General features: G+C 60.7%; 25 protein-coding genes. 21 read left to right on the top strand and 4 right to left on the bottom strand.

Annotated features, from left to right (window positions below):
- The first annotated feature begins 105 nt into the window (after window positions 1-105).
- The 6 genes from purH to ACEXKH_RS04665 all read left to right on the top strand — a co-directional run bounded on the left by purH (window position 106) and on the right by ACEXKH_RS04665 (window position 6,188).
- On the top strand, window positions 106-1,713 hold the full coding sequence (purH, locus tag ACEXKH_RS04690; RefSeq protein ID WP_117654896.1) for a bifunctional phosphoribosylaminoimidazolecarboxamide formyltransferase/IMP cyclohydrolase: 1,608 nt from the start codon (window positions 106-108) through the stop codon (window positions 1,711-1,713).
- A 105-nt stretch (window positions 1,714-1,818) separates the two neighbouring features.
- Entirely contained in the window at window positions 1,819-2,526 is a 708-nt protein-coding gene (locus ACEXKH_RS04685) for a hypothetical protein (RefSeq protein ID WP_373573253.1), read from the top strand.
- 177 nt (window positions 2,527-2,703) lie between these two features.
- Complete coding sequence (locus tag ACEXKH_RS04680; RefSeq protein ID WP_373573252.1) at window positions 2,704-3,375, top strand: response regulator transcription factor; 672 nt, start codon at window positions 2,704-2,706, stop codon at window positions 3,373-3,375.
- A 9-nt stretch (window positions 3,376-3,384) separates the two neighbouring features.
- A complete protein-coding gene (locus ACEXKH_RS04675) occupies window positions 3,385-4,428 on the top strand; it encodes a sensor histidine kinase (protein ID WP_373573251.1) in 1,044 nt (347 codons plus the stop codon).
- A 177-nt stretch (window positions 4,429-4,605) separates the two neighbouring features.
- Entirely contained in the window at window positions 4,606-4,896 is a 291-nt protein-coding gene (locus tag ACEXKH_RS04670) for a helix-turn-helix domain-containing protein (RefSeq protein WP_349070469.1), read from the top strand.
- Window positions 4,896-6,188, top strand: coding sequence for a HipA domain-containing protein (locus tag ACEXKH_RS04665; protein WP_373573250.1), 1,293 nt, complete (start codon window positions 4,896-4,898; stop codon window positions 6,186-6,188). Before ACEXKH_RS04670 ends, ACEXKH_RS04665 begins: the two co-directional genes overlap by 1 nt.
- 197 nt (window positions 6,189-6,385) lie before the next feature.
- On the opposite strand, the gene ACEXKH_RS04660 is transcribed toward ACEXKH_RS04665, so the two are convergent.
- A complete protein-coding gene (locus ACEXKH_RS04660) occupies window positions 6,386-6,823 on the bottom strand; it encodes a universal stress protein (protein ID WP_055285548.1) in 438 nt (145 codons plus the stop codon).
- 248 nt (window positions 6,824-7,071) lie between these two features.
- Here ACEXKH_RS04660 and ACEXKH_RS04655 point away from each other — a divergent pair, with 248 nt between their 5' ends.
- Both ACEXKH_RS04655 and ACEXKH_RS04650 read left to right on the top strand, forming a co-directional pair.
- Window positions 7,072-8,055 carry an undecaprenyl-diphosphate phosphatase gene (locus tag ACEXKH_RS04655; protein WP_373573249.1) on the top strand — a complete coding sequence of 328 codons (984 nt, stop codon included), beginning with the start codon at window positions 7,072-7,074 and terminating at the stop codon, window positions 8,053-8,055.
- A 357-nt stretch (window positions 8,056-8,412) separates the two neighbouring features.
- Window positions 8,413-11,313: an ATP-dependent helicase gene (locus ACEXKH_RS04650; RefSeq protein WP_373573248.1), complete on the top strand. Its 2,901-nt coding sequence runs from the start codon at window positions 8,413-8,415 to the stop codon at window positions 11,311-11,313.
- A 282-nt stretch (window positions 11,314-11,595) separates the two neighbouring features.
- Here the strand turns inward: ACEXKH_RS04650 and manA are convergent, their stop codons facing one another.
- Complete coding sequence (manA, locus tag ACEXKH_RS04645) at window positions 11,596-12,528, bottom strand: mannose-6-phosphate isomerase, class I (protein WP_373573247.1); 933 nt, start codon at window positions 12,526-12,528, stop codon at window positions 11,596-11,598.
- A 73-nt stretch (window positions 12,529-12,601) separates the two neighbouring features.
- Window positions 12,602-13,321 carry a GntR family transcriptional regulator gene (locus tag ACEXKH_RS04640; RefSeq protein WP_373573246.1) on the bottom strand — a complete coding sequence of 240 codons (720 nt, stop codon included), beginning with the start codon at window positions 13,319-13,321 and terminating at the stop codon, window positions 12,602-12,604.
- Window positions 13,322-13,624: 303 nt separating this feature from the next.
- Here ACEXKH_RS04640 and ACEXKH_RS04635 point away from each other — a divergent pair, with 303 nt between their 5' ends.
- From ACEXKH_RS04635 to nhaA, 7 genes are all read left to right on the top strand, one after another.
- Window positions 13,625-15,025 (top strand): glycoside hydrolase family 1 protein, encoded by a 1,401-nt coding sequence (locus ACEXKH_RS04635; RefSeq protein WP_373573245.1) that lies wholly within the window; start codon window positions 13,625-13,627, stop codon window positions 15,023-15,025.
- A gap of 120 nt (window positions 15,026-15,145) precedes the next feature.
- Window positions 15,146-16,489 carry a PTS sugar transporter subunit IIC gene (locus ACEXKH_RS04630; RefSeq protein WP_055285540.1) on the top strand — a complete coding sequence of 448 codons (1,344 nt, stop codon included), beginning with the start codon at window positions 15,146-15,148 and terminating at the stop codon, window positions 16,487-16,489.
- A gap of 158 nt (window positions 16,490-16,647) precedes the next feature.
- Window positions 16,648-16,950 (top strand): PTS sugar transporter subunit IIB, encoded by a 303-nt coding sequence (locus ACEXKH_RS04625; protein WP_035137700.1) that lies wholly within the window; start codon window positions 16,648-16,650, stop codon window positions 16,948-16,950.
- Between the two features lie 9 nt (window positions 16,951-16,959).
- On the top strand, window positions 16,960-17,292 hold the full coding sequence (locus ACEXKH_RS04620) for a PTS lactose/cellobiose transporter subunit IIA (RefSeq protein WP_199411192.1): 333 nt from the start codon (window positions 16,960-16,962) through the stop codon (window positions 17,290-17,292).
- Between the two features lie 241 nt (window positions 17,293-17,533).
- Window positions 17,534-18,487, top strand: coding sequence for an ROK family protein (locus ACEXKH_RS04615; RefSeq protein ID WP_373573244.1), 954 nt, complete (start codon window positions 17,534-17,536; stop codon window positions 18,485-18,487).
- A 166-nt stretch (window positions 18,488-18,653) separates the two neighbouring features.
- A complete protein-coding gene (locus ACEXKH_RS04610) occupies window positions 18,654-19,577 on the top strand; it encodes a manganese-dependent inorganic pyrophosphatase (RefSeq protein WP_373573243.1) in 924 nt (307 codons plus the stop codon).
- Between the two features lie 267 nt (window positions 19,578-19,844).
- A complete protein-coding gene (nhaA, locus tag ACEXKH_RS04605) occupies window positions 19,845-21,203 on the top strand; it encodes a Na+/H+ antiporter NhaA (protein ID WP_373573242.1) in 1,359 nt (452 codons plus the stop codon).
- An 86-nt stretch (window positions 21,204-21,289) separates the two neighbouring features.
- Here the strand turns inward: nhaA and ACEXKH_RS04600 are convergent, their stop codons facing one another.
- Window positions 21,290-21,544: a hypothetical protein gene (locus tag ACEXKH_RS04600; protein ID WP_022093864.1), complete on the bottom strand. Its 255-nt coding sequence runs from the start codon at window positions 21,542-21,544 to the stop codon at window positions 21,290-21,292.
- Window positions 21,545-21,693: 149 nt separating this feature from the next.
- Here ACEXKH_RS04600 and ACEXKH_RS04595 point away from each other — a divergent pair, with 149 nt between their 5' ends.
- The 6 genes from ACEXKH_RS04595 (at window position 21,694) to hypB (ending at window position 25,999) form a co-directional block, all read left to right on the top strand.
- Entirely contained in the window at window positions 21,694-22,998 is a 1,305-nt protein-coding gene (locus tag ACEXKH_RS04595; RefSeq protein ID WP_373573241.1) for an aminotransferase class I/II-fold pyridoxal phosphate-dependent enzyme, read from the top strand.
- A gap of 51 nt (window positions 22,999-23,049) precedes the next feature.
- Complete coding sequence (locus tag ACEXKH_RS04590) at window positions 23,050-23,364, top strand: STAS domain-containing protein (protein ID WP_373573240.1); 315 nt, start codon at window positions 23,050-23,052, stop codon at window positions 23,362-23,364.
- Between the two features lie 153 nt (window positions 23,365-23,517).
- On the top strand, window positions 23,518-24,105 hold the full coding sequence (locus ACEXKH_RS04585) for a twin-arginine translocase TatA/TatE family subunit (protein WP_373573239.1): 588 nt from the start codon (window positions 23,518-23,520) through the stop codon (window positions 24,103-24,105).
- Window positions 24,105-24,896, top strand: a complete 792-nt coding sequence (gene tatC / locus ACEXKH_RS04580) for a twin-arginine translocase subunit TatC (RefSeq protein ID WP_022093860.1) — start codon at window positions 24,105-24,107, stop codon at window positions 24,894-24,896. The genes ACEXKH_RS04585 and tatC overlap by 1 nt, the downstream gene beginning before the upstream one ends.
- 6 nt (window positions 24,897-24,902) lie before the next feature.
- Window positions 24,903-25,259 carry a hydrogenase maturation nickel metallochaperone HypA gene (gene hypA / locus ACEXKH_RS04575; RefSeq protein ID WP_022093859.1) on the top strand — a complete coding sequence of 119 codons (357 nt, stop codon included), beginning with the start codon at window positions 24,903-24,905 and terminating at the stop codon, window positions 25,257-25,259.
- 56 nt (window positions 25,260-25,315) lie between these two features.
- Window positions 25,316-25,999: a hydrogenase nickel incorporation protein HypB gene (gene hypB / locus ACEXKH_RS04570; RefSeq protein ID WP_373573238.1), complete on the top strand. Its 684-nt coding sequence runs from the start codon at window positions 25,316-25,318 to the stop codon at window positions 25,997-25,999.
- The last annotated feature ends 35 nt before the right edge of the window (window positions 26,000-26,034 follow it).

Genomic DNA, 26,034 nt, shown 5'->3' with positions numbered 1-26,034 from the left:
GATGCGCTACATTAAATCAGTATTTTCAATGCCGCTGCGCGAGCGCTGCAGATCGACGTATCACCGACTCACAGAGCACGGCGGCGTACCAGACAGGAGGACTGCATGGGATCTGATGTGAAGATCGCACGCGCGTTGATCTCGGTTACCGATAAGACGGGCGTCGTCGATTTCGCACGGACGCTGGTTGACGACTTTGGCGTCGAGATCATCTCTACGGGCGGCACGGCTCGTGCCATCGAGGACGCGGGCGTTCCCGTAACCCCCATCGAGGAGTTTACGGGCTATCCCGAGATGATGGACGGCCGCGTCAAGACGCTGCATCCCAAGGTTCACGGCGCGCTGCTTGCCCGTCGTGATTCCGAGCAGCACATGCAGGAGGCCGCTCAGCACGGCATTAAGCTGATCGACCTGGTCGTCGTCAACCTGTACGAGTTTGAGAAGACCGTCGCCAACCCCGAGGTCACCTTCGCGGATGCCATCGAGCACATCGATATCGGTGGTCCCTCCATGCTGCGCTCTGCCGCTAAGAACGCCGCGAGCGTTACCGTCATTTCCGACCCGGCCGACTATGATGCCGTCCTGGCCGAGATGCGCGAGACCGGTGGCTGCACCACGCTTTCCACCCGTCGTCGCCTGCAGGTGAAGGTCTACCAGACTACCGCCGCCTACGACACGGCCATCTCCCGTTGGCTTGCCGCCCAGGCAAGCGACGTGGCGGACACCTCTGCCAAGCTCGAGATCTCACTGGAGAAGGTCGACGACCTGCGCTATGGCGAGAACCCGCAGCAGAAGGCTACGGTCTATCGCTTTGCCGAGGGCTGCGAGAACACCGCGAGCTCGCAGTTCCCGCTCGTGGGCTCCGAGCAGATCCAGGGCAAGCCGCTCAGCTACAACAACTATCTGGATGCCGATGCCGCCTGGAACTTGGTCCGCGAGTTCGATGAGCCGGCCTGCGTGATTCTCAAGCATCAGAACCCCTGCGGTTCCGCCGTTGCCGAGGACATCACGGCAGCCTACGACCGCGCCTTCGCCTGCGATCCCAAGAGCGCCTTTGGCGGCATCATCGCCTGCAACCGCGAGGTTCCCTATGAGCTGGTTGAGCATTTCGCCGACCAGAACAAGCAGTTCGTCGAGGTCATCATCGCCCCGAGCTACACTGCCGAGGCGCTCGAGCGCATGGCCAAGCGCCCCAACCTGCGCGTGCTGGCGACCGGCGGCGTGGACCACGGCGCCCAGGTGGAGCTGCGCTCCATCGATGGCGGCATGCTGGTGCAGGAAGTCGACCACGTGACCGAGGATCCCGCGACCTTTACGTTCCCCACCGACCGCAAGCCCACCGACGCCGAGATGGCCGAGCTCGAGTTTGCCTGGAAGGTCTGCAAGGGCGTTAAGTCCAACGCCATCCTGGTCTCCAAGGGTAAGGCCGGCATTGGCATGGGTCCGGGTCAGCCCAACCGCGTGGATTCTGCGCTGCTGGCCTGCGAGCGTGCCGAGGACTTCTGCGAGCGCGAGGGCGTGGAGAAGGGCGGCTTTGCCTGCGCAAGCGACGCATTCTTCCCGTTCCGCGACAACGTCGACGTGCTTGCTGCACATGGCGTGACCTGCATCATCCAGCCCGGCGGCTCCAAGCGCGACGACGAGAGCATCCAGGCCTGCAATGAGCATGGCATCGCGATGGTCTTCACCGGTGCCAGGCATTTCCGCCACTAAGTTTTGCTCCGGGACAAAATAATCTCCGCAAAAGACGGTCGCTCCGTTTGGAGGGCCGTCTTTTTGGTATAAGAGGACGGAATGACTAACACGAAAGGTACAACCATGCCCCAGATTGATGATGCCGAGCTGTTTGGCAATGCCGAGGATCAGCGTGCGTACGAGGACTTTTGCGCCAATCAGGAGGCGGTCGAGAAGTTCACGCTCGACAAGCCCGCGCTCATCTGCCGTTGGCGCATGTCCAACAAAAAGGTGCCCATGCTCAACCGTCACATCCGCGCGCTGTCCGAGCGTCTGGTGCAGGGCGAGCCACTTACCCATAACATGCTCAGCTGGGCCAAACAGCACGTTGAGTGGTCGCTTGCCGAGGGCGATTACACCGCGCGCGACGGCGTACTCATGCTGGTGATTGACGTCAACGGCAACGCCGCCATGACGGTGGGGGAGTACGAGCCGCTGGCCGATACGTCGGCCAAGGCGCTGCGTGCCCGCTCCGCCGAGGCCCGCTCCGAGGCCGACGAGACCGGCGTGGCGCCCGAGCTGCTCGCCGCCGTCAACAACGGCGAGCTGGCCTTTGTGGCACCGGCGGACGAGTGTCTGTGCGGCACGGCGACGCTCATCGGGCAGCTGGCCCAGACCAAGGGCATCCCGGTCACGCGCGTGGACATTCCCGCGCAGCTCAAGGGCGCGCTGTTCCTGGTGAGTGACGAGCACGGCGTGGTTCCCGCAACCGAGACGGACGCTGCCGAGGCCGACGCCGCGACGGTCGCCTTCTTCGCCGACGGCTACGAAAAGCTCCGCGCCCGCCGCTAAATGATTTTTCTGGGACGGGGATTTAATAATCATTTGATTCCCGCGCCAGTTGCGAGCGAGGGACGAGCCAAGCGTTTTCGTTCGCGAACAGTTCTGTCACCTTGGTGACACGCGAGGCGCGTACCTGCGGCTCCGCGGTCATAATGGGGCAAGACAACCAAGAGGGGAGCGGAATCCATGGCGCTAATCTATATCGTTGAGGACGATGAACCCATTCGTCGCGAGCTTGTTGACATCCTTGACCGCGCCGGGTTTGAAATCGAGACCTGCGAATCGTTCGAGCATGTCTCGCGCGATATTCTCGCCGCCGCGCCCGACCTGGTGCTGCTCGACCTCACGCTTCCCGTCGAGGACGGCCAGCATATCTGCCACGAGGTTCGCCGCGAATCCGAGGTTCCCATCATCGTCCTCACGTCGCGCACGACCGAGATCGACGAGGTCATGGCCATGACGCTCGGCGCGGACGACTTTGTTCCCAAGCCCTACAGCGCCCGTGTGCTCGTGGCGCGCATCAATGCCTTGCTGCGTCGCACCGCGGCGTCAGGCGAGCGCAGTACGCTCGTCCACAAGGGACTGGAGCTTGACCTCGCCCGCTCCATGGTTACCAATACGCAAACCGGCACTAGCACCGAGCTCACCAAAAATGAACTGCGTATCCTCTCGCTGCTTCTGAGCCGCGCGGGCAAGATCGTTTCGCGCTCGGCCATCATGCAGGACCTGTGGGACTCCGACGCCTTCGTAGACGACAACACGCTTACCGTTAACATCAACCGCCTGCGCACCACGCTCGAAAAAATCGGCATCAAGGGGTATTTGACGACGCACCGCGGCCAAGGCTATTCGGTCTAGGGGCCGGCTATGTCGTTTGCCAAGTTCTTTAAAGATGCGCTGCTTCCCGTCGCCGTGTGGACGTGCGGCGTGCTGCTGAGCTGCTTTGTGCTGACGGTCGCCGGCGCACCCGTTTCTATCGTGGTCGTGGCGGTTGGCGTGTCCTTTATCTTCGGTATGCTCGGCATCGTGATCGAGTACGCGCGTCGCCGTCGTTTTCTGCGCCAGCTGGAGCGCGCGGCAGAGGAGCTCGAGAGTCCCGCATGGGTGCAGGAGATGGTGCAATGCCCGACCTATGCCGAGGGCGAGCTTGAGTACGAGGTCTTGCGCCGGGTGGGCAAGGCTGCCTGCGACGAGGTTGCCGAAGGCCGGCGTCAGACCGATGACTATCGCGACTATATCGAGAGCTGGGTCCATGAGGCCAAGCTGCCCCTGGCGGCGGCCCATTTAATTTTGGAAAACCTGGATGGCAGCGAAGACGACCTGTCACGTGTGGATGACCTGGGCCGTGAGCTGGCTCGCGTGGAGCGCTATATCGACCAGGCGCTGTACTATGCGCGCTCGGAAGTCGTGGAGCGTGACTACCTGATTCGCCGCTGGGATCTCAAGACCTTGGTGACGGGCGCAATCAAGGCCAATGCGCGTGAGCTTATCGCGGCGCACGTGGCGCCGGTGTGCGAGAACCTCGACTTTGAGGTCTTTACCGACGAGAAATGGCTCGAGTTTATTCTGGGCCAGCTCATTCAGAACAGCATTAAATACGCGCGTGAGGACGGCGCGAAGATCGCTTTTTCGGGCGCGTTGCTGGACGAGGGCTTGGCGAGCGAGCGCATTGAGCTCACCGTTGCCGACAACGGCTGTGGCGTGAGCGCGGCCGACCTGCCCCGTGTGTTCGAGAAGGGTTTTACTGGCGACAACGGCCGCACCACCAAGCGCGCAACGGGCATCGGCCTCTATCTGGTGGCACGCCTGTGCTCCAAGATGGGCATCGACGTCACCGCGGCATCCGACTCCGGCGAAGGCTTTGTCGTAACATTTGCCTTCTCGACCAACAAGTTCCAATACTTTGAGTAGTCAGGTCGTATGGCGTAGCCGTTCAGGATCTTCCCATTTAAGAAGAAATCAGGCTTTTCGGCAGCTATATTCCTGAACGGGAACATTGCTAATGTAGTCAACACTATATTCCCGTACATGAACATAGTGCTACAGTTTTATACTATGTTCACGGACAGGAATATAGCCGGAGGCGTCATGAGAACGGTGACAACGATTAAAAAGCTGGATGGCCGCATCAGGCTCAAACCGTCGGAAGTCGCTTTCTCGGAGCGCACGGTTTTCGATCCCGCCGAGATAGGGAAGGCCCTTAGGCTCAGAAGGCGTGAGCTCGGTTTGACTCAACGTGACGTCGCGACTATGACGGGTCGCAGCCTTCGTGTGATTGGTGATATCGAACGGGGGCGGACAACGGTCGAAATTGGTGTCATTTTCGATTACGCCTCCATCGTGGATATTGATTTTATTCTGAAGGTGAGGGGGAAGTAATGGATGGCACGCTGTTCGTTCACCGTGAGTTTAATGGGTCTTACCAGCTGGTTGGCATATTGGAGGAACATGCGGGGTTTCCGGCATTCACCTATAGCCCCAAATATCTCCAGAGCGGTGATGCGGCGCCGATTTCGATCTCGCTGCCGTTGTCGGCCGAGACATTTAGTCCGGACGCAACGGGCTCTTTTTTCTCTGGCATCATTCCGGAGGGGCAGCTCAACAGGGACCTTGAGAAAAGGGCGCGAGCGGAACGCGGAGATTACTTCAAGGTGCTCGATTTAGTCCGCGATGAACCTGTCGGCGCTCTGGTTTTGACGCGAGAGCCTTCGGCCGACAGTCTCGAAATGGGCTATGAAGAGATAGGTGAGAAACGGCTAAGCGGGCTGGCATACGCGCCGGCGGAGGTTGCTTTTGATTTAGCGCTAGAGAGTCGAATCTCCCTTGCAGGTGCTCAGGCGAAGGTCGGTCTCTACCATACGGGCGATGACCCATGTGGCGGATGGTACCTGCCTCATGGAGCGGCCCCATCCACGCACATTCTCAAGGCGGGATCGAAAACGTTCCCGGGTGAGACGGTGTGCGAAGCGATGTGCGTGAGAGCCGCCTCTCTGATGGACCTATCGGCCGAAGAGTGTTTTCTTGTCCGAGTTGAGGATGCCGAGCCAATTATCGCCGTGAAGCGATTTGACCGAGTAACGCCTGATGCTGGACGCTCGGTTGACGGATTGCCAATTCCGTACCGTTTGCACCAGGAAGATGTTTGTCAGGCCAAGGGTATCTCGCGTGAGCTTAAATATGAGCCGACGGGTGTCAATTACCTGGGGCTTATCGTCGATGCGGTGCGAAGGGCGTCGACGAATCAAATGGAGGACAGGTTCCTTGTCGGCTATAACCAGCTGTTCGACTATGCCGTAGGTAACTGCGATAACCATCTAAAGAACTGGTCGCTCGTATGGGACGAAAGTTGGAAGCAGGTGAGGTTGGCGCCGCTCTATGACGTGCTGTGCACAACGGTTTACCCCAGTCTCGTTCGTGAGATGGGCGTCTCGTTTGGTGGGAGCCGCAAGATTGACGACGTAACGCGTGGGTCGGTGATGAGCCAAATGATTGAGGCGGGTTTGCCCGGGGGAATTGTCGCCGGAATGATTGCTGATACCTGCAATGAGGTTCCAGACGCGCTAAGAGACGCGGCGCGCGGTCTCAAAGAAGAGGGTTTTCCCGAGGCGGAGGTAATGTTCGAGAAGATCATTCCAGAAGTGCAAGCTCGTCTAAGCAGGATCGCCTTATAACAAAAACGTGCCGCCCCAAACAAAACGTGCCGCCCCAAACGGGGCGGCACACCATTCCTCTATTCAGACAACTCGTTGAAGTACGGTGACGAAGGCGCAAGGCCGGGAGGGGTTATCTAAGCCGACATCCCGCAGCCGCGAAGCGGCGAGGACGTCGGCGTGATAACCCCGCAGGCCTTGCGCCGACGGGAAGGAACCTACTTCACGACCAGAATGTCGCAGTCCGTATTGCGTAGCAGGAACGTCGAAATCGAGCCCAGTAGCGCGTACTTAATTGAGGACAGGCCGCGGGCACCGCAGAGTACCAGATCGGGCTTGACCACGTCGAGCATCTCATCCTTGAGCGTCTCACGAATGCGGCCGGTGCGAATCATGACCTCGACCTCGGGAATGTCGGGATTGGCTTTGGCCTCCTCGAGCTGCTTGGCGATGGAGTTGTTAAAGGCCTCCTCCAAGCCGTTGACCAGGTCGACCGGATAGGAACCGGCGCTCTCGAGCGCGGTGGAGTCGATAACGTGGCCGATGATCAGCTTAGCGCCGTTGTTCGCGGCGACCTTGATGGCGCGTGCGAGCACAAAATCCTGCTGCTCAGTACCGTCGAGTGAAACAAATACCTTGGTGTAGCCCTCGTTCATGGTTTCCTCCTTGGTCTATCGCACGGGCGCGGGGCTCGTGCGTCGGGCGGGCGCGGGCGCGTTGGCCGCCGGACACTTTATCTTGTTGCAGTTATACCCAAGGATTTCGGTTTGACCGCTCGCAATTCTGTGAACGGGCGAGTTTTTTGGTAAGGGTAGGCGCAGGCGCGCCGCCAACGGTTGATAATGGGACATCGCCCGCACCGTCCGCAGAACAATATCGGCGGGTGTCTAACGAGGGGGTCCCTTTGGATATTATCGAGCTTCTAAAATCTGCCTTCATGGGCCTGGTCGAGGGCATCACCGAATGGCTGCCCGTTTCGTCGACGGGTCACATGATCTTGGTGGACGAGTTCGTCAAGATGAACGTGAGCGAGACGTTCTGGAATATGTTCCTGGTCGTGATTCAGCTTGGCGCCATTTTGGCCGTCTGCGTCCTGTTCTTCTACGACCTTAACCCGTTCTCGCCCAGCAAGGGCAAGGAGGGCCGTCGCGACACCTGGGTGCTGTGGGGCAAGATTGTGCTCGGCTGCATTCCCGCCGCGGCGATCGGTCTGCCGCTCAACGACTGGATGGAGGAGCATTTCTACAATGCTCCCGTCGTGGCGTTGGCGCTCATTGTGTACGGCGTGCTGTTTATCGTGATTGAGAACTGGCGCGCGAGCAAGCGCGACCAGGCCGCTCTTGCCGGTTCGCTTGGTTCTCGTGCTGTGGTGGCGGGCGGACGTCCCGCCGGTGCGCACTTTGCGGCACCCGCCGCGGCTACCGCTGAGGATTCGGGCAACGATGACGAAGACCTCGACTTTGGCTCCATTGCGACGCTTGAGGACCTAAGCTGGAAGACTGCGCTGGGTATTGGCTGCTTCCAGGTTCTGTCGCTGGTGCCGGGCACATCGCGTTCCGGCTCCACCATCATCGGCGGCCTGCTGCTGGGCTGCACACGCTCGGTGGCGTCTAAGTTCACGTTCTTCCTGGCCATTCCCGTCATGTTTGGCGCGAGCGCGCTCAAGCTGGTCAAGTACTTCGTTAAGGGCGGTACCTTCGGCACCAACGAGATCGCCATCCTGGGCGTGGGCTGCATCGTCGCCTTCGTGGTTTCGCTTATCGCCATCAAGTGGCTCATGGGCTTCGTCCGCCGTCACGACTTTAAATGTTTCGGCGTCTACCGCATTGTCCTGGGTATCGTGGTGCTTGCGTACTTCTTCGTCCTGGAGCCTATGCTCGGCCTGTAACTTGGTTGACGCTGCGCGGCGGCCAGAGCGACAACTTGTCATTCAAAGAGGGTGGCGTGACCAAAAGGTCTATGCCGCCCTCTTTTCATGCCAATTTGTTCGCTCTGGCCGCCGCTCGCTGCCGTTACCATGACATCGGTGGCTCCGTGATTGGTGCATCGGGGGTCAGGTTTCTTTGCACCAACGTGGTACAGACTAACTTGACCCCATTGCGCCAAATCCGCTGGGGCGTGCCTGATGGCGGCGCACGGAGTCGTGGTGTGATTTGCGTCGGTGTCCGCGCGGCTCGGTATACTGGTACGGCTCAAACTATGGCGCTGCCCGCAGGCGCGCCGTCCGTCAGATGAGGAGTCGCCCATGACCCAGCCCCTGCCCTGGGAAAAGAACACTGCGGTACCCGTGCCGCCCGCGCCGGAACCCGTGCCGCTCGATGCGTACACCGCCCCCGCCGCGCCGGAACCCGAGCTCGTTCCGCTCGACATCTACGACGCCCCGGCTCCGGCGCCCAAACCAGCCAAGCCGCTCGTCGATATCGATAGTCTGAACCCCGCCCAGCGCGAGGCGGTCCTGACCACCGAGGGCCCGCTGCTGGTCCTTGCCGGCGCCGGCTCGGGCAAGACCCGCGTCCTGACCTTCCGCATCGCGCATATGCTTGGCGACCTGGGCGTTAAGCCCTGGCAGGTCCTGGCCATCACGTTTACCAACAAGGCCGCGGCCGAGATGCGCGAGCGTCTGGCAGCGCTCATCCCCAGCGGCACCCGCGGCATGTGGGTGTGCACCTTCCACGCTATGTGTGTGCGCATGCTGCGCGAGGACGCCGACCTGCTGGGCTACACCGGGCAGTTCACCATCTACGACGATGACGACTCAAAGCGCATGGTGCGCGACATTATGCAGACGCTCGGCATCGAGCAAAAGCAGTTCCCCATCAACATGATCCGCAGCAAGATCAGCTCGGCTAAAAACGCCATGATCGGGCCCGAGGACATGCTCAAATCCGCCGACAGCCCTAATGACAAAAAGGCCGCGCAAGTCTACCTGGAGCTGGAGCGCCGCCTGCGCGCCGCCAACGCGATGGACTTCGACGACCTGCTCGTGCGCACGCTCGAGCTGCTGCGCACCCGCCCCGAGGTGCTCGACAAGTATCAGGAGCGCTTCCGCTACATTAGCGTCGACGAGTACCAGGACACCAACCACGTCCAGTACGAGATCGCCAACCTGCTGGCCGCCAAGTACCAAAACCTCATGGTTGTGGGCGACGACGACCAGTCCATTTATAGCTGGCGTGGTGCTGACATCACCAATATCCTGGACTTTGAGAAGGACTTTAAAAACTGCAAGACCGTCAAGCTGGAGCAAAACTACCGCTCTACGGGCCATATTCTGAGCGCTGCCAACGCCGTGGTGCGCCACAACTCGCAGCGCAAGGACAAGCGCCTGTTTACGGCCGAGGGCGATGGCGAGAAGATCCAAGCCTTCCAGGCGAGCGACGAGCGCGATGAGGGCCGCTGGATTGCCGGCGAGATCGAAAAGCTGCACGCCAAGGGTACGAGCTACGACGATATCGCCGTGTTCTACCGCACCAACGCCCAGTCGCGTATTCTCGAAGATATGTTCCTGCGTGCGGGCGTGCCCTACAAGATCGTGGGCGGCACGCGATTCTTCGACCGTGCCGAGATCCGCGACGTCATGGCCTACCTCAAGATGATCGTGAACCCGGCCGACGAGATGAGCGTCAAGCGCGTCATCAACACGCCGCGCCGCGGCATCGGCTCCACCTCGATTCAAAAGATCGAGCAGCTGGCGCGCGACAACCGCTGTTCGTTCTTCCAGGCTTGCGAGATCGCCACGGCCGAGACGGGCATGTTTAGCGCCAAGGTGCGTAATGGCCTGTCGAGCTTTGTATCGCTGGTGCGCGAGGGCCGTCGCATGGACGGCGAGCTCAAGGACGTCGTCGAGATGATCGTCGATAAGACGGGCCTGCTGCAGGCTTTTCGTGCCGAGGGCACCATGGAATCCGAGAGCCGCGCCGAGAACATCCAGGAATTCTTGGGCGTCGCCGCCGAATTTGAGGAGACGCACGAGGATATCGAGGGTACGCTCGAGAGCTTGGAAGAGCTGCGCGCAGCCGGTGTCGCCGACGTGCCTGCCGGTGCCGAGCCCGAGCCCGTCGTGGTGAGTGCGCCCGCGCCCGAGCCGGGACCGTCCGCCCCAGCATCCTCGTTTGAGGCGCTGGTCGGCGCTCGCGACGCCGCTGGTTCCAACCCGCTCGATAGCCTGGCCGCCCCGGCGCTCTCGCCGCAGGATGCCCTGGCTGCTGCCATCGCGGGTAACGCCTATGCCGCGCCGACGGAGATGCCGGCGGGCGCCGTGCATGCCGACGAGATCGAGCGCACCTACGGTCCGCTCACCTGTAAGGCGCTGCCCGCTCTCATGGAGTGGCTTGCCCTGCGCTCCGACTTGGATTCTTTGGCAGGCGAGACGCATGCCATCACCATGATGACCATCCACTCCGCCAAGGGCCTGGAGTTCCCGGCGGTGTTCGTGGCCGGCATGGAGGAGGGCATCTTCCCGCACGTGCACGATTTTGGCGGCAGCGATGATCCGGGCAAGCTCGAGGAGGAGCGTCGCCTGGCCTACGTTGCCATCACGCGTGCTCGCAAGCGCCTGTTCTTGACCTATGCGGCAACGCGTCGCACCTACGGCTCGACCTCTGCCAACCCGCGCTCGCGCTTCCTCAACGAGATTCCGTTTGAGGACATTGAATTTAGCGGCATCGGTTCTGCCGGATTCGAAGGCACGGGCTGGGAGAAGCGCGGCGACCGTCACGGCACCTTTGGCTCGGGCATGGGCTCGGATATGTATGGCGGCAAGGTATTCGGTTCGCATACGCGCTCGACCGGCGGTTCCGCTTCGCGCGGTGGATCGAGCTTTGACGACTTCTTTGGCGGCAGCAGTTACGGGACCGAGCGCCATCGTGGGGTCTCGCCTGACGCCGGCCGTGTTGCCTCGACCTTTGGCTCGGGTGCGCCGCGGGCCAAAAAGCCCTCGTCCAAGGTGTCCCCGACGGTGGAGCGCAAGGTCGATCGCGCTAGCGCGTCGCAGGACTTTGCCGCAGGCGATACCGTGAGCCACAAGACCTTTGGCACAGGTACCGTGATCTCGGTTGTCGGAGACATGATCGAGGTTCAATTCGAAAAGACCGGCCAGACCAAAAAGCTAATGAAAGGTTTTGCACCGATCGTCAAGCTGTCGTAGTCTCGGCGGACCCGGGCGGGCGTATGGGGCAACATCGCCTGCTCGGGCAGTCCTGCGCAAGACGGAGGCCACATTAAGTGGCCTCCTTTGCGTGCGGAACTCGCGATCGATGTTGCCCCATACGCCCGCCCAGGTCCTTAGATAACGTTGCTTGCAAACGTCGCTCTGCTCGTTCGCTTTTTGATCTGGAGAGCCGGGTGGGCTGAATACTTAGACATGGCAAGGGGCTCCCCCGTTGAAGAACGGGGGAGCCCCTTGTTTCGTTTTGGTTGTTGTTGCGACCTAGAGGTGGCTGACGATCAGTTCCATATTGCCCTCGAGCTCGATCTTGTCCACGGTGCTGGGGGCCAGCAGGTGGCTTCCCTTGTGGACGGGGTCGCCGCAGATGGTGCCTTCGCCGTCGATGACCGACAGGCACATGAAAGGCCAACGCTGGTCGAGGGTTTTGCTGCCGTCGACGCGCACGCGATCGACGGTGTAGCAGGGGTTGGACTCGAGCTCGGTCACGCCGTCCACCTCGGGCGCGGTCACCGTGCCGTCGGTCGGAGCCTGGGCATCAAAGTCGATGCAGTCGAGGCTCTGTTCAATGTGCAGCGGGCGCAGCTTGCCGTCGGTGCCGGGACGGTCGTAGTCGTACAGGCGATACGTCACGTCGCTCGACTGCTGCGTCTCCAAAATGAGCGTGCCGGTCTTGATGGCGTGCACGGTACCGGAATCAATCTGGAAAAAGTCGCCCTTGTGGATCGGCAGTACGTTGAGCATATCGTCCCAGCGGCCGTCCTCGATCATCTGTGCGGCCTCGGCGCGGTCTTGCGCGCGCTGGCCGACGATGATTGTGGCGCCGGGCTCGCAATCCAGCACATACCAGCACTCGGTTTTGCCCAGGCTGCCGTTCTCGTGCTTGGCGGCGTACTCGTCGTTGGGATGAATCTGGATCGAAAGGTCGTCCTTGGCGTCCAGAATCTTAATGAGCAGCGGGAACTCCTTGCCCTCGCAGTTGCCAAAGAGCTCGCGGTGCTCGGCCCACAGCCACGAAAGCGTGTGGCCTGCATACGGGCCCTCCGCAATCTGGCAGTCACCGTTGGGGTGGGCCGAGATGGCCCAACACTCACCGATGGGACCATCGGGAATGTCGTAACCAAATACGGTTTTGAGTTGACGGCCGCCCCAGATCTTCTCGTGGAAGATCGGCGTCAGTTTAATTAAATCGGACATGTTCATACTCCCATTGTGCTGCGCGGGCGCCGCGTAAAACTGCTCAAAACGAGCGCCCGTATGACCATAAAACCTATGCCAACGTTACGTTGTGCAACTCAAAGCGGTCGCCAACGTTGCGCGAGACCGAATACTCAAAGGCGGCACCGCTGTCCAAAAAGCCAATCTGGGTGAGCTCGAGCAGGGGAGAGCCAGGTTTGGTGTCCAGACGCTCGGCTTCTTCCTCGGTTGCTGCCACGGCGCGAATGGTACGGTGAAAGCTCGAAATCTTCAGCCCGCATTGCTCTCGGATGAAGCGGTAGAGCGATCCGTACAGGTCCTTCTTTTTCAGCCCCGGAATCAGCTCGAGGGGCATGTAGGTGTACTCGATAACGATAGGCTTCTCATCGGCCTGACGCACGCGCACGACGTGATAGGCAAAGTCATCCTCGGCAATTCCCAGCTGGGCTGCGATGTCCGCTGGTGGATTAACAATCGAGAAATCGTAGACCACCGAGGTCACCTTCTCCCCGCGGTGCTCATACGAAAAGCCCTGGGCACGGTCGTTTTTGCCCTGGAAAAACGCCTGGCCGGGAAGCCCTGCCGTGTCCTTAACGTAGGTACCCGATCCGCGTCGGCTGGTAATAAGACCTTCCTCGGTGATTTGTTCAATAGCTCGTTTGACGGTGATTTTGGAAACGCTATAGAGCTCGCAGAACTCAACGACGGTGGGAAGCTTGTCGCCCGGTTTAAGAGCGCCATCCTCGATACTTCGACGAATATCTGCAGCTATCGCCTCGTATTTGGGAATCATGGAACCTCCTTTCCGACATATATGAATACAAAAGTAAGTATAACCCTCAACAGGGCACCCATATTACTTTTATCTGAGAAGTTCGAGAAAGAAAAAAGAAAAAGACGCTTTACTTTTAAAATTAGAGCGCTATAGTTTAAGCAACGAACGGAATCCTTCCGCACAACAGGATCGACCGTTTGGGGACGGTTTTGTTTTGGCGGGTTGGATATCGGTATGACCGGTGCGCGCCCGCGCCGGATAACCTGCCAAAGCAAACCCGTCTCCAACCGGAAGCTCTAGAACACGAAAGCGAGGACTTTGATGGCACAGTATCAGCTGCCCAACGACTTCTTCTTTGGCGCTGCTATGTCCGGCCCGCAGACTGAGGGTCAGTGGAACCAGGGCGGCAAGCTCGAGAACCTGTGGGACACCTGGTCCATCCAGGATCTGGGTTCGTTCTACAACCGCGTTGGCTCTTACGCCGGCAATGACTTTATGACCAAGTACCAGGAAGACCTTCGCATTTTGAAGGACTTGGGCCTGGATACCTATCGCACTTCCATCCAGTGGAGCCGTCTGCTCGATGCCGATGGCAACCTCAACGAGGAAGGCGCTGCGTGGTATCACGAGTTGTTCCGCGCTTCTCGCGAGGCCGGCCTGGAGCCGTTTGTCAACTTGTACCACTTTGACATGCCCACCTACCTCTTTAACCGTGGCGGCTGGGAGAGCCGTGAGGTCGTCGAGGCTTACGCGCATTACGCCGACGTCGCCTTCCACGAGTTTGGCCAGGAGATTAAGTACTGGTTCACCTTTAACGAGCCCATCGTCGAGCCCGAGCAGCGCTATCAGGAGGGCGTGTGGTTCCCGCAGCTCCACGACTTCAACCGCGCCCGCACCGTGCAGTATCACATCTCGCTGGCACATGCGCTGGCCGTGGCCAACTATCGTAAGGCCTATGACGAGGGCGCTATTCGCGCCGATGCCAAGATTGGCATGATCAACTGCTTTACCCCGGTCTATACCAAGGAAAATCCCAGCGAGGCAGACCTCGAGGCCGTGCGTATGACCAGCGGCATCAACAATCGCTGGTGGCTCGACCTCATTACCAAGGGCGAGCTTCCTGCCGATGTGCTCGACAGCCTGGCCGAGGGCGGCGTTAAGCTCCCGTTCCGTGCCGGCGACCAAGAGATTCTCAAACAGGGTGTTGTCGACTGGCTCGGCTGCAACTACTACCACCCCACGCGCGTTCAGGCGCCGGCGAGCAAGATCGACCAGTACGGTCTGCCGCACTTTGCCGACGAGTACGTGTGGCCCGACGCCGTTATGAACGAGAGCCGCGGCTGGGAGATCTACCCGCAGGGCCTCTACGACTTTGGCATGGACTGCGCTAAGAACTACCCCGATCTTGAGTGGTTCGTTTCCGAGAACGGCATCGGCATCATGGACGAATACAAGAACCGTGACGCCGAAGGAACCATCCAGGATGACTACCGAGTCGACTTTGTGCGCCAACACCTGGAGTGGGTTGCCAAGGCAATCTCCGAGGGCGCCAAATGCCGGGGCTATCACTATTGGGCCGTCATCGATAACTGGTCTTGGGCCAATGCCTTTAAGAATCGCTATGGCTTTGTCGAGGTCGATCTCATGGACGGCTACAAGCGCCGCCTTAAGAAGTCGGCAGCCTGGCTCAAACAGGTCGCCACGACCCACGTGGTTGATTAGCGACCGGGCGAACGCCCAGACCGCGCGCCGCCGCGCGCAACACATGGCACATCTGGTGGCAGAGGGCGACAGACCACCGTGCGCATAGGAAAAGGCCGGATTTGAAAGTTAGGAGCAATCATGGCCAGTGACAACGGAAAGAGCTTCCTCGACAAGTTTGCCGAGGTCTCTGCGAAGGTGGGAAACCAGGTTCACCTGCGTTCCTTGCGTGACGCCTTCGCGACCATCACGCCGCTCTATATCCTTGCGGGTATCGCGGTTCTTATTAACAACGTCGTGTTCCCTCTGTTCCCGCTCGACGCGGCGGGCCTTGCCAACCTTCAGACGTGGGGCTCGGCAATTACGCTGGGCACCCTCAACGTCTCTGCCATTATCTTGGCCGGATTGATTGGCTACAGCCTCGCCAAGAACAAGCGTTTCGATAACCCGCTCGCTTGCGTGGTCGTCGCCATCTCTGCCTTCGTCATCATGATGCCGCAGCAGATCACCGCCTCGCTTGCCGCCACGAGCCCGCTGCTCACCGACAAGATCACCTCCGCTGAGGTCACGGGCGCCCTTTCGACTGCCAACACCGGCACCAACGGTCTGTTCTCGGCCATTATCATCGCTCTGCTCTCCGTCTCGCTCTTCATCAAGATTTCTGGCGTCGAGAAGCTCAAGGTTAAGCTGGGCGAGGGTGTGCCCCCCGCGGTCTCCAACTCCTTCAACGTCATGATCCCGATGCTGCTCAACCTCGCAATCTTCGCTCTTGCCGCAGCCCTGCTCGCCGTGTGCGCCGGCACCGATCTGTGCGCCATCATCTCCACGTGCATCTCCAACCCGCTCAAGAACATCATGAACGCCGGTCCGTGGGCTGTTATCCTCATCTACACCCTTGCTAACCTGCTGTTCTGCGTCGGTATTCACCAGTCCACCATCTCTGGCGCTACCGTCGAGCCGATCCTGACCATGCTCATCGTCGACAACATGGCTACCTTTGCCGCCGGTGGCACCATCCAGCCCGATCACTACATGAACATGCAGATCGTTAACAGCTTCGCCCTCATCGGCGGCTCGGGCTGCACCCTCATGCTTCTGCTCGACACGCTCCTGTTCTCCAAGAACAAGGCTTCCGAGACCGTTTCCAAGATGGCTATCCTGCCTGGTCTGTTCAACATCAACGAGCCGGTTATCTACGGTTACCCCATCGTGTACAACCTGCCGCTCATGATCCCGTTCGTTCTTCTTCCCGACCTGTTCATCGGCATCACCTATGGCCTTACCTGCGCAGGCATCATCAGCCCCTGCATCGCCCAGGTGCCCTGGACCATGCCTCCCGTCATCAATGCCCTGCTCGCTACGGGCTTTGACTGGCGCGCCGGCGTGTGGCAGGCTCTCGAGATTGTCATTGGCATGGCCGTCTACCTGCCCTTTATGAAGATTTCCGAGAAGGCAATCGCCAAGCAGGAGGCTCTTGCCGAGTAGAACGCCTAACGTTCGTCCCTTTCACCTTTGCGGGCACCGGTACGTGGTGCCAGTGCCCGCATCTCTCTTCTGCGTAAGGGCGCAGAAAGAGGGCACAATAGCCGCAAGGAATAAAACCAGTTGTCGTCTGCGCGCCGCGCAGTTATAAGGAGGAAACCATGAAGAAGATCATGCTCTGCTGCAATGCCGGTATGTCCACGAGCCTGCTGGTCCAGAAGATGCAGGCCGAGGTTGCAAACCGTGGTCTGGATATTGAGGTCGAGGCTCGTCCCATGAACGAGGCCCACGATCACCTGGACGAGTGCGACATGTTGCTGCTTGGTCCGCAGATCGGCTATACCAAGGGCGATTTTGAGAAGGAGGCCGCCGGTCGTTTCCCGGTCGAGGTCATCAACATGGTCGACTACGGCCGCATGAACGCTGCCGGCATCATCGACCACTGCGTCAGCGTGATGGGCTAGGTGCTCCGCATGGAGGATATGAACGAACTGCAGATGACCTGCTTTGAGATTATCAGCTACGTCGGTACCGCCAAGAGCATGTACATCAATGCCGTGCAAAAGGCCAAGGAGGGCGATTTTGACGCCGCCGAGGAGCTTATCAAGCAGGGCGACGAGGCCTATAACGGTGGCCACGATGTTCACATGGGGCTTCTGAAGAAAGAGGCCAACGGCGAGCGTAACGGCGAGGCCCCGTTGATTCTGCTGCATGCCGAGGACCAGATGGCCGGCACCGAGACCATGCGCGTCATGGCGACGGAGCTCATCGAAATCCACAAGCAGCTGCAGGCACTTAAGGCCTAGTCGGCGTTATCGCCGCGAAGGACCGTGCGGTCCAACAGACAACATGGTCCCTTTGACGGGCGCCGGGAGTCTCCGCCTCCCGGCGCCTTTATTTTTGGGGATGGTCTTGCGCGGCCTGTTGAGCAGCCATTTGCGTTTTCCCAGATAAAACCTGCCAAAACAAACCTGTCCCTTTTTGGTAGGTTTTTGCCTTGGGAGCGGTACCATACAGGCAATGTTTAAACGAGAAAGGTGGGCTCCCATGGAACCTAAGCAGTATTACATCGGCATCGACGTCGGCGGCACTTCGGTTAAGGAGGGCCTGTTCGACGAGGACGGCAACCTGCTGGCCAAGGCCAGCGTGCCCACGCCGCCCATCGTTGACGCCGCGGGCTTTGCCGCGGTGACCGAGGCTATCGACCAGGTGGTCGCCAAGGCCCAGATTCCGCGCGCCTTTGTGGCGGGTATTGGCCTGGCCGTTCCGTGCCCCATCCCGGCATCGGGCGATGCCAAGGTCAAGGCCAACATTGCCATTAACCTGCCCGAGCTAAGAGTCGCCATTCAGGAGCACTGCCCCGACGCGGTTGTTAAGTACGAGAACGATGCCAACGCCGCCGCCATGGGCGAGGCTTGGCTCGGTTCCGCCAAGGGCGTGCAGAACGTGGTGATGGTCACCATTGGTACCGGCGTGGGCGGCGGCGTTATCGTTAACGGCGACGTGGTGTCGGGCGTTGTGGGCGCCGGCGGCGAGATTGGCCACATGTGCCTGAACCCGGCTGAGGAGCGCGTCTGCGGCTGCGGCGGCCATGGCCACCTGGAGCAGTATTCCAGCGCCACCGGCGTGGTGAGCAACTACCTTGCCGAGTGCAAGAAGGCGGGTGTCGAGCCCATCGAGCTCACCGGCCCCTCCGATTCCAAGGACGTGTTCCAGGCCTGCCGCGAGGGCGACAAGCTCGCGCTGGCCGCGGCCGATACCATGGCCGACTATCTCGGCCGCGCCCTGGCGCTCATTGCCAACGTGGTCGACCCCGAGATGTTCCTGATTGGCGGCGGCGCGTCCGCTTCGGCCGATGTCTACCTCGACAAAGTCCGCGAGCACTTTAAGCAGTACGCGCTTTCTGCCTCGCGCGAGACGCCCATCAAGGTCGCTTCGCTCGGAAACGACGCCGGCATCATCGGTGCCGCCTACGTAGCCCTGCGCGCCGCCGGTAAATAGCTGGTGCAAAGGGGTCAGGTTACTTTGCACCAACATGGTGCAAAAGGGACAGCCTTGGCCCCCATGCCTGCCCCAAAATATGCCGTGGCCCTTCCGTCTGCGAAGGCTCGGCATCGGCGTGCTACCATAGCTACGTCCAAGTACACATATCAAGTGGAGGATATCCATGGCAAACGTTCTTGTCTTTGGTCACCAGAACCCCGATAACGACGCCATCATGAGCGCCGTCGTCCTGTCCCAGCTGCTCAACCAGGTTGAGTATGCCGGCAACACCTACGAGGCCTGCGCCCTTGGTCAGCTTCCGGCCGAGTCCGCCAAGCTGCTTGCCGACGCCGGCATCGCCGAGCCCCGCGTGATTGAGTCCGTCGAGGCCGGTCAGCTCGTCGTCCTCACCGACCACAACGAGTCAGCCCAGTCCGTCGCCGGCCTTAAGGACGCCACGGTCTTTGGCGTCGTCGATCATCACCGCATCGGCGACTTCGAGACCGCCGGCCCGCTGCACTACATCTGCCTGCCCTGGGGCTCCAGCTGCACCATCGTCACCAAGCTCGCCGGCGTGCTCGGCGTTGAGCTTTCCGACGTCCAGGCCAAGCTGCTGCTCTCGGCCATGATGACCGATACGCTCATGCTCAAGAGCCCCACCACCACCGATGTCGACCGTGCCGTCGCCGCCAAGCTCGGCGAGCAGGTGGGCGTCGACCCGGTCAAGTTTGGCATGGAGGTCTTCCTCACCCGTCCGTCCGGCTCCTTCACCGCATCCGAGATGGTCGGCAACGACATCAAGATGTTCGAGCCCGCTGGCAAGAAGCTGCTCATCGGCCAGTACGAGACCGTCGACAAGAGCCGTGCGCTCGGTATGATCGACGAGATTCGCGAGGCCATGCGCGCCTACGCCGCCGAGAAGGGCGCTGACGGCATTGTCCTGTGCATCACTGACATCATGGAGGAGGGCTCGCAGGTCCTGCTCGAGGGCGAGACCGAGGCTGCTCAGAAGGGCCTGGGCATTGCCGACGAGCACGACGGCGTCTGGATGCCGGGCGTCCTCTCCCGTAAGAAGCAGGTCGCTGCCCCCATCATGGCCGCCTGCTAGGTTTAGTTGACCAAATGCCACGACCGGATCGCGGACGCCCCGCGCTCCGGTCGTTTTTTGTGCGCGGCGCCGCGTCGTCTCTTGGACAGGCGTGCCCGCGCCGTTGAGCAAATAATGTTCAACCTGTGGTTCCGCTTTTCGGCCACGCCTGCGTGCTTGTCGTGCAGGGTAGGCTAGATGCAAGCGTAATACGTTAGAGCGCGGCGCCGCCACTTGGGCGGGCCGTGCTTTTTTAAGACGGGAGCCTTCCCGTGAAAGGAGCCGCCCATGGCAGCACCCGAGCAGCTGTTCAACGTTCGTGAGCGCAAGCGTTTTGAGCGCCACGACATTTGGGAGCGCATCGCCGAGAACGGCACGATTTCCGCCGCCGTCATGGTCTTCGCCGCCATCGCCGCCGTCGTTTGCGCCAACACCGATGCCTACGAGGTCATCCATCACTTTTTGGAGACCCCGCTGTATGTGGGTCTGGGCAACCTTACGGCCGGTCTCACCGTTGAGCTTTTCGTCAACGACTTCCTCATGGCGATTTTCTTTTTGCTGGTGGGCATTGAGCTTAAGTACGAGATGACGGTCGGCGAGCTCAAGAATCCGCGTCAGGCCATGCTTCCCATGCTGGCGGCCGTGGGCGGCGTCGTCGTTCCCGCCTGCATCTACCTGATCTTTAACCATGCCGGCGCCCACAACGGTTGGGCCATCCCCATGGCAACCGATATTGCCTTCGCACTGGGCGTGCTGTCGCTTTTGGGCAATCGCGTGCCCAACGGCGTGCGCGTGTTCTTCTCGACGCTCGCCATCGCCGACGACCTCATCTCCATCGCCGCCATCGCCATCTTTTACGGCCAGAGCCCCAATCCGTTTTGGTTGGGCGCCGCCGCGCTTGTGACCTGCGCGCTCGTGTGGCTCAACAAGACGCAACATTACCGCCTTGCCCCGTATTCGGTACTGGGTCTGCTGTTGTGGTTCTGCATGTTCAAGAGTGGCGTACATGCCACGCTTGCTGGCGTCATCTTGGCCTTTACCATCCCGGCCAAGTGCGGCGTTAAGCTCGATAGCCTCACCGATTGGTTGGGCGAGTGCCTGCCGCTGCTCGACGACCGCTATGACGACGAGGCACACATCCTGGGCCAGCATGACTTTACCGTCTCGACCACCAAGGTCGAGCGCGTCATGCACCGCGTGACCCCGCCGCTCATCCGCATGGAGCGTCTGATCTCCACGCCGGTCAACTTTGTGATTCTGCCGATCTTCGCGTTCGTCAACGCACAGGTTCGCCTGGTGGGCGTGGACATGAGCACGCTGCTCACCGACCCGGTGACGCTCGGCGTGTACTTTGGCATGCTGCTGGGCAAGCCGATCGGCATCTTTGGCATGACGTTCGCCTTGGTCAAGCTCAAGGCCTGCGAGCTGCCGCACAATGTCAACTGGCACATGATTGCCGGCGTGGGCATTCTGGGCGGTATCGGCTTTACCATGTCGATTCTCATCAGCGGTCTCGCCTTCCCGACGGCCCAGTTTGAGGTTCTGGCTGCCAAGGCTGCCATTCTTGCCGGTTCGGTCACCGCTGCCGTGCTCGGCATGATTTACATGAGCGTGGTCTGCAAACACCCCGCGCCCAAGGGCGAGTAAGAGCACATACAAGTTTGAAAACGCCGCCTGTGAACACCATCACAGGCGGCGTTTTAGTCATTGGGGACGTTCTTAAATGACGAGGTTTATTCCACCGTGCCGTAGACGGCGCCCCAGCCGTGGGCGGCCAAGGCGGAGTTGAGCTGGTCGCAAAGTGACTGGCGGTCGTAATAGCCGGGCGGTAGCAGGTTGACTATTTCCATGAGGTCGGGCGCCAGGTCCAAGATTTCGGCCTGTACGATCAGATCCAAACGGTCGATGGCGTGGCGGTCGTAAAACAGTCCGTCGACCAGGCGCTGCAGGTCGCCGAATTCCTCGGCCTGGAACGATCCATACTCCATAGTGCCTCCTTGGGCGCCCCACGCCGGCATGCGCGGCGATTCGTAATTTATTGCGATGGACTTAATCTATCACGGCTTCATAACGTTGCGGCGGTGGCGGTCTATACTTAGACGAACTGCAACGTACCGCTTCGCGAAAGGTCGCACCCATGCAGACGATCTACCAGAAGATGGAAACCACCGAACTCGACGCCGCCATCGAGGCGCTCAAAGCCGAGGTCGCCGAGGTCAAGGCCAAGGGCCTGGCGCTCGATATGGCCCGCGGCAAGCCGTCGCCCTCTCAGGTGGACATCTCTCGACCCATGCTCGATATCCTCAATGCCGACGCCGACCTGCACGACGGCAACGTCGACTGCTCCAACTACGGCTGCTTTGAGGGCATTCCCTCGGCGCGCAAGCTGGCGGGGGAGTTTCTGGGTTGCCCTGCCGAGCAGACGCTCGTGCTGGGCTCGTCGAGCCTTTTGATCGAGCATGACATCGCCGGCATGTTCTGGCGCTGCGGCTCGTGCGGCAGCGAGCCCTGGGACACCTACGAGGCCGCGCATGACGGCAAGAAGGTCAAGTTCCTGTGCCCCGTTCCCGGCTACGATCGCCACTTTGGCATCACCGCCGACTTGGGCATCGAGAACGTCCCCGTCGCGATGACCGACAACGGCCCCGACATGGACGAGGTCGAGCGCCTGGTTGCCGCCGACGATTCCATCAAGGGCATCTGGTGCGTGCCCAAGTATTCCAACCCCACGGGCATCACCTTTAGCGAGGACACTGTGCGCCGCTTGGTCGAGATGCCCACGGCCGCGCCCGATTTCCGCATCTTCTGGGACAACGCCTACTGCGTGCACGACCTGTACGACGAGACCGACGAGCTCGCAAACATCTTTGACCTCGCTCGCGCGGCGGGCACCGAGGACCGCGTGGTGGCCTTTGCCTCGACGTCCAAGATCACCTTCCCGGGCGCCGGCATCGGCTTTATCGGTGCGAGCCCCGCGGTCATCGCCGAGTTCTCCAAGTGCCTGAAGGCCGGCCTCATCAGCGCCGACAAGCTCAACCAGCTGCGTCACGTGCGCTTCCTTCCCACCATCGAGGCGGTCAAGGAGCACATGAAAAAGCATGCCGAGTTCTTGCGTCCGCGCTTTGAGGCCGTCGAGCGCAAGCTCACCGAGGGCTTGGGCGATACGGGCTGCGCCACCTGGACGCACCCCCGCGGCGGCTACTTTGTGAGCTTCGATGGTCCCGAGGGCTCGGCCCAGAAGGTCGCCGCGCTCTGCGCCGACCTGGGCGTCAAGCTCACGCCGGCCGGTGCTACCTGGCCTTATGGCAAGGATCCGCGCGACACCAACATCCGCATCGCGCCGAGCTATCCCACGGTCGAGGACCTGGAGGCCGCGCTCGACGTGCTGGTGCTGGCTGTGAAGCTTGTCGCTGCCGAGCTTGCGCGTGCCGAGCGCGCCTAACGCGCGGCTTCCCGTACTATCCGCACTTTCGATACGTAAAGGAGCGTATACATGGATTTGGGTATTACCACCAACCCCACGCCAGAGCTCTACACCATTAAGGTAACCGGCGAGATCGATATCTCTAACGCCGATAGCCTGCGCAACGCCATCGACCTGGCGCTCGAGCAGCCCACTGAGGCCGTTGAGCTCGATTTTGCCCAGGTGAGCTACATCGATTCGACGGGCATTGGCGTGCTCGTGGGAGCCGCGCACCACGCGGTCGACCACGGCAAGCGCTTTAGCTGTACCAATGTGCAGCCCCCGGTGATGCGCGTAGTTCAGCTGTTGGGTGTCGACCAGGAGATTTCGATCACCGCTGCATAATCTTTGTCCCCAAAAGGGCGTGCCGTTTGGCATATGTTTGTGATGCGCTCGGACGTTTTGGCGTCCGGGCGCTATACTTGACCGAATGAATAGACGAGTTCCGGCCGAATGGCGCGGTGCGGGCTCGACTCACATCGAGCCTTGGAGGTATGTGTGTTTGGTATTGGAGAGGGTGAGCTCGCGATCATCGTGGTCTTCGGCTTTTTGCTGTTTGGCCCGGATAAGCTCCCGCAGATGGGCCGCACGATCGGCCGTGCCATCCGTCAGTTCCGCGAGACGCAGGAAAAGATGACGGCCGTTGTTCAGTCCGAGATCATCGACCCGGTAAGCGAGGCCGCCTCGGCCCCGGTTAAGCCCAAGAAGGCTGCCGTCGATGACGATTCCGATGCGGACGAGGATGCCGCCGAGACGGCTGCGCCTGCCAAGAAGGAGACCTTTGCCGAGCGCCGTGCCCGTCTTGCTGCCGAGAAGGCTGCAAGCGAGGGTGCTGCTGAGGGCGAAGGTGCTGCTGATGAGGCCGAGGGTGCCGAGCCCGCCGAGGCCGAGCCTGCCGCTGCCGCCGCCGAGCCCGAACCTGCTGCAGAGCCGGAGCCCGAGCCGGAGCCGGCAGAGCCCACGACGGCCGACCTCTACGCCCGTCGTCCCCGCAAGCGCAAAGCCGTCGTCGACCAGCTCGCCCGCGAACTCGAGGCCGAGGACGAGGCCGCTGCCGCCGACGCCCCGAAGGGAGGCGATGAGTAATGCCTATCGGACCTGCGCGCATGCCGCTCTTCGATCACCTGGGAGAGCTCCGTCGCCGCCTGACCATCGTGGTCGTCTCGGTGTTTGCCGCAGCCATCGTGCTGTATTTCGCCACACCTGTTGTGCTCGACATTTTGGAAGACCCCATCCGCTCGTTTGTGCCGGACGGTAAGTTCTACATCACCACCACGCTCGGCGGCTTTGGCTTGCGATTCTCGCTTGCCATCAAGATGGCCGTGGTCATGTGCACGCCCATGATCATCTGGCAGATTCTGGCGTTTTTCCTGCCGGCGCTTCGCCCCAACGAGCGCAAATGGGTCGTGCCCACGGTGCTCGCCTCGACGGTGCTGTTCTTCCTGGGTGCCATCTTTTGCTACTTCATCATCATTCCTGCGGGCTTTGAGTGGCTCATCGGCGAGACCTCGGCCGTCGCTACGGCGCTGCCCGACCTGGAGAATTACGTCAACATGGAGCTGCTCTTTATGATCGGCTTTGGTGTGGCGTTTGAGCTGCCGCTCATCATCTTTTACCTGTCCGTTTTCCATATCGTGTCCTACGCGGCCTTCCGCGGCGCCTGGCGTTACGTATACGTTGGCCTGCTTGTGGGCTCGGCTGTGATTACGCCCGACGGCTCGCCCGTTACGCTGGGCCTCATGTATGGCGCCCTGCTCTCGCTCTACGAAATTTCCCTTGCCATCGCCCGCGTGGTCATTACTGCGCGCGAGGGCAAGGAGGGCTTGTTTGTGAGCCGTCTGGACCTGTTCTCGGACGATGAGGATGACGAGGAGTAAATCGGTATGCACGAGGTTGGCATTGTCAACGGCATACTCGATACAGTGATTCGCGCGGCGCGTGGGGCGGGGGCCTCGCGCGCCGTTTTGGTAACGCTGCGTATCGGGGATATGACCGAGGTGGTGCGCGAGGCGCTCGACTTTGCGTGGGAGACGTTTCGCGACGAGGATCCGCTCACGCGCGGCTGCGAGCTTGCCGTGGAGGAAGTCCATCCACAAAGCGAGTGTCTGGACTGCGGCGAGGTTTTCGACCACGATCGCTTCCACTGTCGCTGTCCCCAGTGTGGTGGTGCCAACGTGCGCCTACTGCACGGCCGCGAGCTCGACATCGCCAGTATAGAAATCGAAACCCCCGACGATTAGCCCGCCAGCCACCTGGGGACGGGGTATAAATGGTTAGAAGTTAAGGAGTGCCGAATATGGCCGAGAAAACGATTGATATCGCGTCGCCGATTCTGTCGCGCAATGAGCGCCTGGCAGATCAGCTGCGTCAGCGATTTAAAGAGACGGGCACCTATGTGATCAATGTGCTGTCGAGCCCTGGCTCGGGCAAGACCACTACGATTCTGGGCACCAACGAGCGCCTGCGCGACAAGGCGGGCCTGCGTTGCGCCGTCATCGAGGGCGATATCGCCTCGGACGTCGATGCCATCACCATGAAGGAAGCCGGCATGCCCGCCATCCAGATCAACACGGGCGGCCTGTGCCACCTCGAGGGCAACATGATTATGGAGGCCGTCGACGCCTTCGATCAGGCTGTGGGTCTGGAAAATATTGACGTCATCTTTATCGAAAACGTGGGCAATTTGGTCTGCCCGGTCGACTTTGACCTGGGCGAGAACCTGTCCATCATGATCCTCTCGGTGCCCGAGGGCGACGACAAGCCCATCAAGTACCCGGGCATCTTCCAACACGCCGGCGCGCAGCTGCTCAACAAGGTCGACGTGGCTCCGGCTTTCGATTTTGACATGGATAGGTATACTAAGACACTCGATGACCTCAATCCGCAGTCGCCGCGGTTTGCCGTGAGCGCGCGCAAGGGCGAGGGCATGGATGCCTGGTGTGATTGGCTCATCGGGCAGATTGAGCAAGCAAGGGCGTAAGTCGGCCGCCATACGGGCGGGCGTAGCCGCAGAGA

The sequence above is a fragment of the Collinsella aerofaciens ATCC 25986 genome (assembly GCF_964259375.1).
Lineage (GTDB): Bacteria > Actinomycetota > Coriobacteriia > Coriobacteriales > Coriobacteriaceae > Collinsella > Collinsella aerofaciens_BO.
This window is presented reverse-complemented; position numbering and strand designations above follow the sequence as displayed.